This window comes from Rhizobium lentis, from assembly GCF_014200175.1.
Taxonomy (GTDB): domain Bacteria; phylum Pseudomonadota; class Alphaproteobacteria; order Rhizobiales; family Rhizobiaceae; genus Rhizobium; species Rhizobium mulingense.
Genome location: NZ_JACHBD010000013.1, coordinates 58,311 through 71,669 on the forward strand (window position 1 = coordinate 58,311; position 13,359 = coordinate 71,669).

Sequence of the window (13,359 nt, forward strand, 5' to 3'; positions counted from 1 at the left end):
CGGTGAGATGGTGATGATCATCGACGCCTGCCATTCGGCAGGAAGCGTGCCGGCCGGCTTCAAGCCGGGTCCGATGGGCGACCGGGGGCTGGGTCAGCTGGCCTATGACAAGGGCATGCGGATCCTGGCGACCACGCAGGCTGCCGATGTCGCGCTCGAGAGCGGCAAATACGGGCAGGGACTGCTGACCTTCGCGCTGAAGGAGGCACTGACCCGTCCCTCCGGCACCAGGGCGCTTGCCGATGCGGACGGCCGCGACGGCGTGTCGATGAAGGAATGGCTCACCTATGCCGAACAGCGGGTCCCCGGCCTCTACCAGGAGATCATCGACGGCAAGAAGAGCACAAGAGACCCCATCGTCGATCCAACCCTCATCGAGGACGTCACACGACACGCACAAACACCGGCGCTCTTCGATTTTGGGAAGGTGAATACACAGGTTGCAAATTAGCGGTGTAATCAAGGGAGAGAACGTGTGTGGCCGGCAACAAGGAAAAAAGGAGAACTAATCCACTCAATACGCATAGCGCAATATCGGATCTGATCGCATTGCCTGATACGATGGAGGACGTGTGGATAGCTAATCATATGTCGCTTGGCATTTAAACGTGAGAAAGCAGCCGTTTTAGCCAAGTTTGGCTGTGAACACCATCGTGCCGAAATCGCTGTCCAAGAAGCCTACTGAGATCGCTTGATTCCTCGATCCGCGGATAAATGAGGGGCTGGTGTTAGACCGTTTAGCCGCGGCCGCACTGCTTCGACTGATCAAAATGCAGGCGGCCAATTTCCAAAAGGAGGACGCGTGGCGCCGGGTTCCATGCTTGGTTTGGCGGACAGAATCGGTTCAGATCCAAATATACCTTCTATGACTGCGGGATTGCAGCTTTCCAAACCACATTCTCCAATATTTGAAGGCGTTAGCCAAGCTTAGGCGACTTGTCACCGGTTCGGATCCTTTCAAGGCGTACGACCGGAAACCGGCCGTTGGACAGCACCTGGAGAGGAAAGGCGATTACCGTGCGCGTTTCCTCCTTTTCTCAATATTGGGTCGTTCACCGACCAAAGAGACTGGCGACTAGGCGCGAGCTCGCGGAGGGAAGGCGACTCTCATCCAATCTATTTGTTCGATAGTAGGTCAGAAGCCGCTCCCGCCCCAAGCTTCCCCTTTCTAGCGGAAGGAACCGAAGCGCGTTGCGACGGAAGATCTTGTCGCAAATATCGTCCGAAAGACCACAGTCGCTGCGCAGGAAGGCGTTCACGCTTTTGATATAGTGGTTATAGCCTGCTTCCTTCCCGAGCATGATCCAGTCGCTTCCATAGACGATGTGATCGCAACCACGGTCGAACAACTCCAGCCACTTGTTGAAGGATTTCGCGAGGAAGCCCCGTTCTCTCGGTGTGGCCGAAAGTACCTCGGAAAAATAGCTGATGTCGGCGACCACGTTCCGGTCAGAGTTTTCCTTGATGAATTCACCCAGCCTCCATTCCCAACTGCCGTCTGGCAAAGGCATTTCTTCCCGCCCAGCCGACCGAGCGCTGAAACGACCAAAGTGCGCGATACAGACCCGAAGCTTGGGGAATTCCTTGAACACGGGGATCCAGTAGGCCGGGTCGCCCCGCTTCGCGTAATCTGGACCGGAGCCGTTTGATGAATAGCCGTGAGCTAATATTGGGGCATCAAGATCGACACAGAGCGCGTAGAGGTCCCGAAGTGCAGCATCGAGTTGCTCGCTCGGATCAAACCCCAGGGTCTTCACTGTTCGGTCCGGATATGGCGGCTGGTTGCCCGCGGGACGAAAGCCCATCGGCGGATAGAGCTTGATGCCGATGAAGCCATGTTCCATTAAAGCTGAACGGGCCGTCGCAAGGGAGCTGACGCGACTTTTCCCTTTCCGGAAAGCCACTTCCCGGAGTGGATCAAAGCCCATGTAGCCGTGGACGACGGGACCGGATTTCGCATTTGCCATGCGCTGCGAAATCCGATCCATCACCACCATTTGGCGTGGTAATGGCGAGGAATCCACATCTTCATAGAGCCACTCATCATAGTCGACGAGTGCCGGCGTTAACAGAACCGGATCGAAGCCTTGGGCCTTGCTGTCGGCCGCCAGGCGATCGACAAGGACGTGCCGGTAAAGGCGAAAGAGACTGAACCAGTTGAGATACCGACCGACGGGATCTTGCCTGAGGAAGGCGCGCTGACTGGCGCTGCGGGCTTCTCCGATCGTGAGCGCTTCGTTCAAACGCAGAGTCTTGATCGGGTCACCGAGCATGTAGTTGAGGAACTTTTCCTCGGCGGTAGAGGATCGTGTCGCCAGATCGCCCGGGGCCGCCATTGTGACGATCCGTCGTCTCTTCCGATCGAGTTCCAAGAGATGCTGGCTTGTCTCTTCGACCGCCGCTGCGCGTGCCTTCTCGATCGTGAGAGATGCGTCCTTTCCGTTTCTCCCGGTATCGAGAAACGCGATCTCTTCATCCGCCGTTGGTGCGCTACTCGTGCCGAGAAGCTTTAGAAGAAGCGCGATGAATTCGTCGGTTACGTCGGGATCGCGCACTGCGAGAATGCGGGCGGCGGACTGCTTTGGAAAATCTTCGAAAACGACTTGCCGCAGGAAACGGGTAGTCGGCAGATCTGACGCATTGAAAACGTGGCAATGAGCATCGATCAACGGGACGCCGTCTCCCGGGACCGAAGGGCTTGACGGTCCGCAGCCCGCAGTCAATGCGAGAGCAGACAAGGATGCCTGCGTTAGGAAAGTTCGCCGCAACATAATAATCCCCCAACCCGATCTTGATGCAATGTAGACACAAAATCCCCGTCAACTGTTCTGATGGTAACAGGCGAGGAGTCAAAAATTCAGCCGGGCGATCATTGGGCAGTGATCCGAAATCCCCAGCATCTGGTCTTTGCCGTTCGGTGTGCCTGCTTTGTTGGCACCTAGATTTCCAATGCTCAGATGCTCCGCGGGGCCATCGCTGTTGATACCGGGACCGACGAGGATATGATCAAGGCCTACCGGATTACGGCATCCGAGATAATTTTCCGATGCGAGCAGCTGCGTCTCCGGCGTGGTCAGGTCGCGGATTTCAGCCTGGGTGCAAAGTGCCTGCCCGGCATCGCCGATCTGGCAGTGCTCGTCGAGAACCTTGAGATTGGCGGCCGCCGGCTGCCCATCGGCGACTTCTTCTATGAGAGACCGGGAAAGCACGCCCGCCGGTCGCGGCGACGAGGTTCCGCTGGCATCGGTCCTGGCCGGGCGCGGATCCCGCAGTTCATTGTTGAAATCACCGAGGAGAACGATCTTGGCTCCGTCGGCCGGCGCGCCTTCGATCCAGCTTTCGAGCGGATCGATCTGTTGCTGCAGGATGGTGCAGTCCTTGCCCAATCCTTCAAGATTTCCGCCGTCGAAGGGCGACACGCAGCTCGACTTGAGGTGCACATCCATGATGCGCAGCAGTTTGCCATCGATCTTGAGCGTGAGCGCAAGACCTGGACGCGGCCGCTTGTCGTCGGGATTGGAAGGGAGGCTGAGCGCGTCCTCGATGGCGCAGGACACCTTTTCACCGAGCGTCTTGTTCCAGGCGATGACCAGGCGCTGCACCTTGTAGCCCGTCACGGGGCAGAAATCATAGTCGGCACCGCCATTCGGAAGGACCTCCCCGATTGCCTGCTCGCCGCTGACCTCCTGGAACGCGATGATGTCGGCAGGAATGGAGCGCGAGATGAAATTCGCGATCTGCTCCTGCCGCTTGCGGTAGGCCTCCAGATTGACGCGGACACTCCCCCCGGCAAAGTAGACATTGCAGACCGGCAAGCGGCTGACGTCCCAGCCGTCGATCTTGAAGGCGTCGATGTCCCAGCCCGGTTTGAAGCCCGCCTCCTGCGATGGTTTGAACTTGCCAGTGGCAGTATCTTCGACATAGTTCTTCGAACATTCGTTGATCCAATGCTCGGCCGTCAGCAGGTCCATGTGCCAGCCGAGGTTCCATCTCGCAATGCTGACCTGGCTCGCCAGCGCCGCCGTGGATCCGAACAGAACAAAAAGGCATGCTGCTAGATACCTGATCATCGACGTTTCCACCTCGCCCCATAGTTGATCGCGAGGAGTGAATTACAATTTCCTAATCTCTGCAAGAGCTCCGTCAATGCACGGACGTGATTTTCAAACTTGCGGTGCTTGCACAATAGCGAATGGCCTCCCCTCAGGGATAGCCCGACTCAGCTTATCTGCTCCACCGACAGCATTCCAGCCTGACAACGTCGTTGACGTCGGCCTTGCCATTTCGAGAAGTTAACGCAGCCAGCAACTCCAAGGGAGAGTAGCAGCGCCTGAACGCAGTATCTAATGCGAATCACAAATTGTAACAGAGTAAGTATACAACTAGCCCCTATCTCCGATACGATGTATCGTTACGAAATCCTCGGTGAAAGAGGAAATGAACAAAAGTTTCTTAAATAACTGAAATTTTTATAGAAACTAAGCTTCTGATGAAGAACAACTATGTAGGTGTGATCAACTGAAAATCTGTACAGGCAGGATGAATCCCTATGAGCACAAACACAATATGCTACATTGCTGCGATAGTGTTGCCTGTAGCTGTAAATTTATCGGAAGTATACGCACAGGAGCCCGAAACCCTATCAGTTATTCCGCTTGATAGGGCCGCCCCGGAGGCAATCGAGCTCGACACTGCTAAGAAAAACGCCGATTTCATGTCGTTTGCCAAGGGTGGCCCGGCGACCCGCAAAACGGGCAATCTTGGCCAAGCGGTGGTCCAAAACGCTGCCAAAGCGCTTCAGCGCAGCGCCCCTGCTGCGCTTCTGACCCTGACGAATCTGGACACCACGCTTCCGGCCAACCAGGAGAACGAGTTCTTTGCTGTCATTGATGTGCCATCCATCGCAAGGGGCAAAGCTGCGGGTGCCCGAGTATTCAAACTCGAGGAAAGGGCTACCGAGGTCGAAGGAGACTTCCTTACAATAGAGGATCGAACGCAATTCGGCTCACCCGGTCAGGGATGGTTCTCGACCAACTATCCGGAGCTCCATGCAAATCTGCGATGTGATTGGGTCTACAATACGCGGATTTCGCAGGCGATTGGAGACGAAGATCTTAAGGCTCGTGAGGCCCAGCTGGAGGCTGATTATCGTGCTCGGAAGCTGGAAAGAGACAATCCCGACATTAGCAAGCCGCAAGAACCGGAAGCCGGTAACGACCAGGCGGAGGAAGGCTTCATTGGCATGGAGCGGCAGTTCACGCTTGCGGGCAGACCCTGTCTGCTGACGTACCTTTGTGATGACCGGCAAAATGTACCGTGCTCGGAGGAAATTGCCGATGAACTCGTCGAACGTGTCGTGCTTATCAGAACGGGTAGCGAGTCATGAGAGCGATCGTGTGCATTCGAATACTCGCGGCCGCGGTCGCCCTCCTCTCAGCGCAGCCTGCACTTTCGATCGAGATTACCGATCTCGAGCGCTCCCCCGTCACTTTTTCGTACTACAATCTCGGTCATCTTGTTCCGACCGATGGCGGTACCGGGCCGAATGCCAATCCACGATTTGTGGTCAATCCGAACATTCGTCTGCCAATGGCCATCAACCCGGCAGCCGGAGAGCACATGTACTGTAACTCGCAGATCTTCGGATACGGCGGCAATGGTTGGGGAGACAATCGGCCACCGTCCGGTACAAACAGCAATGACCAGCGAAATTACCAGTTTCCGTGGACGACGAACATCTGCGAGATCCGGGGTTATAAGGAAAGGCCTTCCGTCTGCCCGACGAAATACATCCATCAAGGTCAGGATTGTCGCCCACCTCGGCCACAGGACCAACGCTTTGAAGCCGTTGCCGTGGAGGCTGGGACGTCAGTCTTCATGGGCGGGCGCGCAAATACAGTCAGCCTGACCGGGGATAGCAAGGTGATCTGGAACTTCCTTCACATGCGCGATATCGCTTCTGACGGACGGAAGGCTGTCGGTGCGAAGCTTGGGAAAATTTCAAATGTGGCGGAAGGCGGGACATCCATCCATCTGCACATCGAGGCGAAGGTACCTCTGCCAGGTGGTCAGGGCTACAAGCATGTCGATCCCCTGCCATCCTTGATTGTGGCGTATCAGAAGGCCCTCGGCAACCCGGTGACTGTCGACGCCAATGGCTTGCTCGCATACGATCCCCGGTTCGAGATTAGGTCCGGATCCAGCGGCATTGCGAACGTCGATTCGGTTCCGTCCTCCTGCGCAGCCGAGGGTGAGCCATCTATCGGTACCGAACTCACCAACTCTTTCTCGTCGCTCTGGTGTCACAACGGATCCATTGTTGGGTTGGCAAAACAAGGCCAAAATAGGCGCTTCGTTTACTACAAACCGCGTCGCGATCTCGCCGCCTATGTTCGAGACAATCCTATCCTCTTCGATGGCTCGTCCGACAATATAACCTATCAGGGCAGGGCGCGGCACTACAGCAGCCGCTGTGGCGACCAACTCTATGATGTTTCCGGCCCCATCTCTCCATCATTCCAATTCGTGGCCGTTTCAGGTACCAGGAAGGTCTTTTCCGGTGGCACTCGACCGGACGGCACGCCTGATTGCACGTTTGGATTTGTGCAGGACCGACTGGAGTTCTCCTATATCAAGGAGTTCGTGGGTGGCGGCCAAGCTAGCGATACCCCGGAGGTTGGAACAACTGAGTCGACGAGCCCAACACCGGAATGCTCGGGCGTCGACCTGGCCTCAATTACTCCCGGCTCCAGCACCACTTTCGACAGCTTCTGGTTCCACAATTGTTCGATACTAGGCTTGCAAGCTTCGAGTTCTGGCGACCGAAGGCTCGTTTATGTTCGGCCACGGAGCGAGCTCGTCGCCGCAGCCATGCGCCAGCCTGTCCTTTATCGAGGCCGGATTTCGGGAGGCCAATACCTAGGCGAAGCCATCCACGTCGACGACCGATGCGGGGACACTTTTTATGCTGTCACTGGTCCCGTAGATGCCGACCGTCGAGGCGTCAAGATACGTGGGCGAGAACCGCAGTTTGCCCTCCAAACCGGAGTTTGCCATCCTCTTCCTCCAGTCGAATCCTGTCTGCGGATTGTTTTTGCCGGGCGAACACTGGCTGAAGCGCTGTCAAAGCCGCTAGCTGGGCCCTCTTGCCCTGCGGACGATCAGTCCGGATCGGGGTCTGGACCTGGAGATGGCAGCCTTAATTTGTCGCTCGATTGTAGGCCGAAGTCTGTCTGCTCAAATAACTTCGCCGCACTAACGCCGAAGGCAGAACCTGAGGACTATCGAGCTAAGGACTTCGGCTACATCGTCGACTGGCCCGGGTTCACATTGAAGAGCGACTTCCGCGACAGCAAGGGGTTTGTTATTCCCGGCTTTGACAACAGAATCTCGGGCGCCGGCATCTGGTGGTACTGGGTTCGAAAGCGAGCTGGTTTCCAAATCACCGACAAACCGACCTTTCGCAAGATCGCCAAGCTATATGCCGGCATAGATGATGATTCGGCACCGGCAGTGGTCGAATATGCCGGCGCATATCAGACGCACTCGATCCATTATTTCGGCCACCGCGTTGGCCTCGATGAACCGCTACCGCTTGTCGATGCTGATACGCGCTGGCGATTAGCTAAGACGATGTTCCATCATGAGGCCGGGCGGAACGTGAGTGAAGTCACGCGCACCACATTCGACGACGGCATTGAACAGGCTGAGCGAATCCTAGCCGATAACTAAATCCTAACAGCGAGGAAGCTGATGTACAAGGCAACATGCTGCGCAACTGCTTCGGCGATTTCATTGCTTGTGTCTGCTTGCAGTGCAACAGCTCCATCAGGTGAGCAGGCCACTATTTCGACTCAAGCGATCTCTCAATCGCAGGTTCTATGTGGATTTGTCCCCGCCGCGGAGACTGTAATTGCGCTTTTGGCGACGGGTCGGCCCGAACTCAGCGCAGCCGCTGGAATCGCGCAGGCAATATGCGCGGCCGTGGCTCCGACCGAACGCAAAACCCATACGCGTGCAACGCCGATGGTGGCTGGTGTACAGATCAAAGGGCAGTTTGTGCGCTAGGAACCGAACGACAATGCACATTGCGCTAAGGACAACAAGTAACCCAGGGCCTGCCACTACGATCTTGCGCCTGAATTGAATGGAGAGGGCTCAATTGCCGCAAACAGGCTGACGCGAATGATGCCATTGAATTGATTCACGAGCCAAAATGCTGGACTGCCGCCAGCCCTAAATATTGTGCTGCGATAACGGGGATCTAAAGAACGATTCACGCAGTGGAGCAGAAGCCAGTCTAATTTCGCGGGGGCTCCCACGTGATCGGCAACGTCAAGCTTAGGGAAGGGGAACTGACGTGACATCCAAAAGTTGGTTATCTTTGGGCATCGTCGTATTGGGGACCACTTCGTTGGCGGCGCAAAACGCACCGACCAGCTACAAAGGTCTGTGTGAGGCCTCGGCAGGCGTCTACATCGACGACAATCATTTTGTCGTCGCGAGTGATGAAACGAACGTTTTACGCCTCTATGTCCGTGACGATACCTCAATCGGCATAGCGTTGGATTTTCAAGGCGCGAGCGGCTTCGACAAATCCGACATCGAAGCTGCCGCGAAGGCCGGCGACACAGTTTATTGGATCAGTTCACATTCGTTAAACAGCAACGGCGAAGATAAGAAAAAGCGAAAAATCTTCTTTGCAACGAAAATTGTGACGAGAAATGGCTCCACGACCCTGGAATGGGGCGGTTCATTCCTCTTACTTCGTGATGAAATACTCGGCGTCGCCGGAATCCAGCAGTCGGATCTCAACATTGAGGGCATGGCCGCTGCCCCCGACGGTGGATTGTTCATTGGCCTTCGAGACACTCTCGGTGGCAATGCCCTCATTATTCCTTTTAAAAACCCATCCGAAGTGATTGAGGATCCCGACAAGAAACCGAACTTGGGAACGCCATTCACTCTGGCGCTAGCCGGCAAAGGGGTGCGCGGCATGGAACAGACGGAAAACGGGTACCTCATCGTCGCCGGTCCCGAGTCAGACGAAGGTGATTTTTCGCTTTACAGGTGGCCAGGGGGAGCCAAGCCGGCTGTGGAAGTCAAGGAGGACAATTTTGCACCTCTGAGGCCGGAAGCGATAATGCGGGTGCCTGGAAAAAATATCATGCAGGTTCTAAGCGACGACGGGGGGGAGGATTGTGATGACGAAGTGTCGCCAGTCTCGAAAAGAGCATTCAGAAGCCGCGATTTCGAAATAAACGATTGATAGAATCACAATTTTGCTTTGGTTACTTCCAAAAAAAAGATGTCGAAAAAGTTCGTGTTAGTTCTCGAAATTGCTCCATGTGACGTTTTCTGCGTGCCGGACAAGGGCTACACGCCGAAAACAAACGGCAAGGCCGACCGCGTCATTCAGACCGCTCTGCGCTAATGGGTCTATGCGCAGGCCTATCCTTCCTCAGAACATCGCAAGGCGCATCTGCTCAACTGGACCCACATGTACAATAGGCACCGCCGTCACTGCAGTCTGAAATCAAAATCACCAATCAGTCGCTTCGGTCTAGACCGGGACAACCTCTTGAGGCTCCACAGCTAGATCAAAGCTTCGAGCACAGCAATCCCAGCCGGATTGCTACGACGCTTCGTCAAGCTCCTGGTCGACGAGTGGGTGACCGCGCTCGGCCTGCGTCGGGAGGAGTAGGGTTCCCCTCGCTTCGTCGCACCAAGGCACAATGGCTTCGGTAGCCGCGATGGCTGGTTTCGGGGTGCTTCTCAGCCGTACTGTTACGCTGGCCGGCGAGACCTTGTGCGTTTTCGTCCCCTTCGACTGCGCGCTCGGCCGCATCTGAGGCGCGGCCATCATCGACCTCATCGGCCTCGCAGTCGCGCTCGTCTCGGTCCCTATCCCCTCACTAACCTCTTAAACTCAAGTGGTTCTGAGCAGCATGAGCATATGATGGCTCTCGTCAACTGGCTCCGGGATCGGCCCTTTGTCCTTCATCGTCGCATTGCTGATGGAGCCCATCTACCTATATGGCCGGCGTCTTTCAGCGAAGCGAAATCTACAGTTTCCCGTTTGGGACCGGTCGCGTGCCTTCCACGCCAAGATCGCCGCGCTCGATCTCGGCCGGATGTTATATCGAAAAGACCTTCGGCATCGGCGCGCTGACGGCGCACGTTCGAACCACCCTGCGGCACAGGATCCGCGTCGAGAGCCGGCCAAGAACGAGATGGACGGCTTGACCGTCGCAATGCTGCACCAGCTCGTCCAGCAAGTTGAAGAAGGCACCAAACTGACGCCTAATGAACATGATCTGGTCGTGCTGTTCGCCCGGCGCGCCGGCCGCGTCGTCACCATAGGACATTGTGACCTTCGGCTGGCGCGTCGCTCATGGCGAGGATGCTGAAAACTATGGGTCTGCTTCGGCCAGATCCGCGCAAAATCAAACATCGCGTGGCCGAACTGGAGTTATCCGCACTAACCCGGGCGTCGGCTTTAGGTTCATGTCCGGCTGAGCACGATTGCTAGGTAGCCGGTGACACACCGGCGTTATAGCCAGACCTAGCGGAAGGAGAGCCTGGCGAAAGCAACAGGCCTCCCCAAGTCACAGGTCGGCTGTTGAATCCGCAAGCGAGCGGCTTCGTTAGAAGTTCCGCTGCACCTCGGCAATCCATTGCGTGTAATTGGCAACGCGGGTGTAGACGCCGAACAGGCTTGGGCGCGCGCAACCGATGCCGAAGCTGACGACGCCTAGTTGCACCCAGCCCTGACCGTCCGGCTTGACGCCTATAAAGCCGCCGCTGTCTCCCTGGCAGGAATCTGCCCCGCCCTCCGGCCGACCGGCGCAGAACATGTTCTGAGTGATCGTTACGCGCCCGGCACCCGGCATCATATCCGTGAAATCGTCGTAGTTGGTTTGGCAGAGCGCATTATCCTGGATCGCTACTTTGACCTTCATGAGGTTTGGCGTCGTTGAGCCTCCCTCCGTTACCAGACCCCAACCGATCACATCAACATCCATTCCCGTCGAGGGCATTGCGGCGGGCGAGTCCGGGACGCTCGCCGGCTTCAGCGTGTCCGGAAGGGGTTCGCCCAGCTTGAGCAAGGCAATGTCGTTGTCGCTGGTGTCCGGGTTGTAGTTTTGATGGGAAATGACCTTTTCCACGTTTCTACGGATGCCCAGTTGGCCGCCAGCCGCGCCGCTCCCGGTCGGTAGCACGGTTGAGCCCGCGTAGACGTCTATTTCTTCCGGCTTCGTGTCCGGCACGCAATGCGCCGCTGTCAAAACCCAGCCGTTTCCGATCAGTGAGGCGCCACAGAACTGGCCGCTCTGCTCCTGCCCCTCCGGCGCGAGCGCGCTGATTAGCGCCACCTGGAATGGGTATTCGCCGGCCGAAGCGGGCTCCCCGCCTACGATCTTGTCAGTGGTGGTAGTCGCCGTGCCGCCATTGGCGACGCGATCAACCGGTCTGAGTTTTTTTACTTCTTGGGCTGCTGTCTCCGCAACCACAATCGAGAGGATTGCGCACAATGAGAGAAGAATACGCATCTTGGCCTCCACAAATGCCCCTTCCGGAGCCTGCAGAAATCCGCCTCAACTTGCAAGCGAAAAGTATTGCAATTTATGCGGAATCATAAACAATAGGTCATAGAGTAGAGGAGGACATTATGCTTCCCCGGCTTTTCTTGACGCATTCAACTATAGCGATGAGCTTGCTCTTTGCTCTTTTGCTAGGCGGAGTAACGCGGGCCCAGTCGGTCAGCGAGCAAGTCGACGAAAAACTGCGGGCGGCTGCCGCGCGGCTGGCCGATGCGTTCGGACGCGGAGCGGTGTTCGGGCAGTTCGTCGAGCGGGCGCCTGGGAGCTATGTCTTTGCGCCGGAGGATCGCTCCCTGCCGATCCTCGCCGTCGAGAACTCAGCGCGGATCGGCTCGATCGCCGTCGGTCCCAAAGTCGCGGCAATGGCGGAAATCGACGCCGAACAGCGGACGATCAGAATCCTGTCCTATCAGTTGGATGTGCGCGGCGCGGCGCCACCGGATTCGAGGAATGCATCCGGCCCTTTGAAGGATGCCGCGGAAAGCGCCCGCAGCATCATCACTCGCCTGCAGAGCGCCGCCCAACCGGGAGCGATGAGCGTCGAGTCGCGAACGCTCGATAGTGACACGCCTCTTGGAAACGCGACCCTGAAGGACATCGATAGCTTCGTCGCCGCCTACCGTACCGCTCTCGACGCCAGCAGAACGGCTGACGTCGAGGCCATCGCAACGCAATGGCGCACGCTGCGCGGGCAGATTGTTGCAGCTCTGCCCGACGGCGACCATCCGGAATACAAAACCCTGTATGGCGCCGCGGACAATTATGCCCCGTGGCGCTATGATCGTATCTTCACCGACGCGGCGTCCGTCGTGGCGCTCGGCGAACCGGGGGCCAACACACCCCTCTGCAGTGGGGTGCTGGTCGCCGCCGATCTGGTGCTGACCGCGGGGCATTGTTTCGGCGGCGCGCGGGTCAGGCCACCTGAAACGCTGGAGGTCTGGTTCGGGTTTGCGGAGCGGCCAGATGGGAGTTCTCCAAGTCCTGTCAGGCGACCCGTCGCCGAGGCCATCGCGCCGGCTCAAGAAAAATGGCCGGACGTGTTTGCCGGCAAGTTTAGCCAACATCTCTACGACTATGCGCTGATCCGTTTCAAATCGCGACCTGGCGAGGACGTAGTCCCCGAAATAACGATCGTGCCTGGCAAGGTCGTTCGGCCGGCGCCACAATGTCTGCGCGAAACGCCACCGCAGCGGGCTGATCCACTCTACGTTATCGGCTACCCTAGAGGCCGGCCAGCAACCATCCATGACAACGGGCGCGTAGAATTGCCCTATCGGGTTCAAGGGACGGATTTCGATACATTGAGGCTCGACGTCGACGCCGATTTTGTCGGTGAACCCGACCACGACCAGATCCTCTCGGACTTCGACAACAGCTACGTTCTGGATTCGTCAGGCGTGCTGAAATGGCGGTACCTTTTCGATGTGCGCGACAACGGCCAGCCCCGGATGGGAGTCATCGCCGACACATTCCGGGGCAACTCGGGCGGACCCGTCTACGATCACGAGCGCGACCAATGCGTCGTCGGCATATTGAACCGGGGCATGGGCGACACCGGCCAGAGACGCGAAGCGGATTGGAAGGTCCACGAGCGTGTCCTGCCTATGCATGCAATTATAAAGGACCTCGAACAGAATCCCGTAGTCGCCCCGCTGCTGGCTGACGGCACAATCAAGGTGATCCAATGATCCGGACGTGTGTTCGCCTTCTGGTCATTCTGTGGGCGACCCAAGCGTGGGGCGCCGAGGTCAAGAGA

9 protein-coding genes and 1 pseudogene are annotated in these 13,359 nt (G+C 57.2%); 7 read left to right on the forward strand and 3 right to left on the reverse strand.

Going from position 1 to position 13,359, the window contains the following annotated elements; genetic code table 11:
• Window positions 1-7: 7 nt before the first annotated feature.
• A complete protein-coding gene (locus tag GGI60_RS26150; protein WP_183919301.1) occupies window positions 8-451 on the forward strand; it encodes a hypothetical protein in 444 nt (147 codons plus the stop codon).
• 601 nt (window positions 452-1,052) lie between these two features.
• Here the strand turns inward: GGI60_RS26150 and GGI60_RS26155 are convergent.
• Window positions 1,053-2,669, reverse strand: a complete 1,617-nt coding sequence (locus tag GGI60_RS26155; RefSeq protein WP_246720486.1) for an amidohydrolase family protein — start codon at window positions 2,667-2,669, stop codon at window positions 1,053-1,055.
• A gap of 180 nt (window positions 2,670-2,849) precedes the next feature.
• The gene (locus GGI60_RS26160) at window positions 2,850-4,070 is read right to left on the reverse strand and encodes an endonuclease/exonuclease/phosphatase family protein (protein ID WP_183919299.1); all 1,221 of its coding nucleotides are present in this window, start codon (window positions 4,068-4,070) and stop codon (window positions 2,850-2,852) included.
• A 479-nt stretch (window positions 4,071-4,549) separates the two neighbouring features.
• Between GGI60_RS26160 and GGI60_RS26165 the strand changes: the two genes are divergently transcribed.
• The 5 genes and pseudogenes from GGI60_RS26165 to GGI60_RS26185 all read left to right on the forward strand — a co-directional run bounded on the left by GGI60_RS26165 (window position 4,550) and on the right by GGI60_RS26185 (window position 10,409).
• A complete protein-coding gene (locus GGI60_RS26165) occupies window positions 4,550-5,386 on the forward strand; it encodes a hypothetical protein (protein ID WP_183919298.1) in 837 nt (278 codons plus the stop codon).
• A complete protein-coding gene (locus GGI60_RS26170; protein ID WP_183919297.1) occupies window positions 5,383-7,731 on the forward strand; it encodes a hypothetical protein in 2,349 nt (782 codons plus the stop codon). The genes GGI60_RS26165 and GGI60_RS26170 overlap by 4 nt, the downstream gene beginning before the upstream one ends.
• 628 nt (window positions 7,732-8,359) lie before the next feature.
• Window positions 8,360-9,268, forward strand: coding sequence for a DUF3616 domain-containing protein (locus tag GGI60_RS32535; protein ID WP_183919296.1), 909 nt, complete (start codon window positions 8,360-8,362; stop codon window positions 9,266-9,268).
• 102 nt (window positions 9,269-9,370) lie between these two features.
• A pseudogene (locus GGI60_RS26180) lies at window positions 9,371-9,598 on the forward strand (integrase core domain-containing protein); the annotation flags it as partial.
• A 394-nt stretch (window positions 9,599-9,992) separates the two neighbouring features.
• Window positions 9,993-10,409 (forward strand): hypothetical protein, encoded by a 417-nt coding sequence (locus GGI60_RS26185; protein ID WP_183919295.1) that lies wholly within the window; start codon window positions 9,993-9,995, stop codon window positions 10,407-10,409.
• Window positions 10,410-10,646: 237 nt separating this feature from the next.
• Here the strand turns inward: GGI60_RS26185 and GGI60_RS26190 are convergent, their stop codons facing one another.
• On the reverse strand, window positions 10,647-11,552 hold the full coding sequence (locus GGI60_RS26190; protein WP_183919294.1) for a serine protease: 906 nt from the start codon (window positions 11,550-11,552) through the stop codon (window positions 10,647-10,649).
• Window positions 11,553-11,671: 119 nt separating this feature from the next.
• On the opposite strand from GGI60_RS26190, the gene GGI60_RS26195 reads away from it, so the two are divergent.
• Window positions 11,672-13,291, forward strand: a complete 1,620-nt coding sequence (locus tag GGI60_RS26195) for a trypsin-like serine peptidase (protein WP_183919293.1) — start codon at window positions 11,672-11,674, stop codon at window positions 13,289-13,291.
• Window positions 13,292-13,359 lie beyond the last annotated feature (68 nt).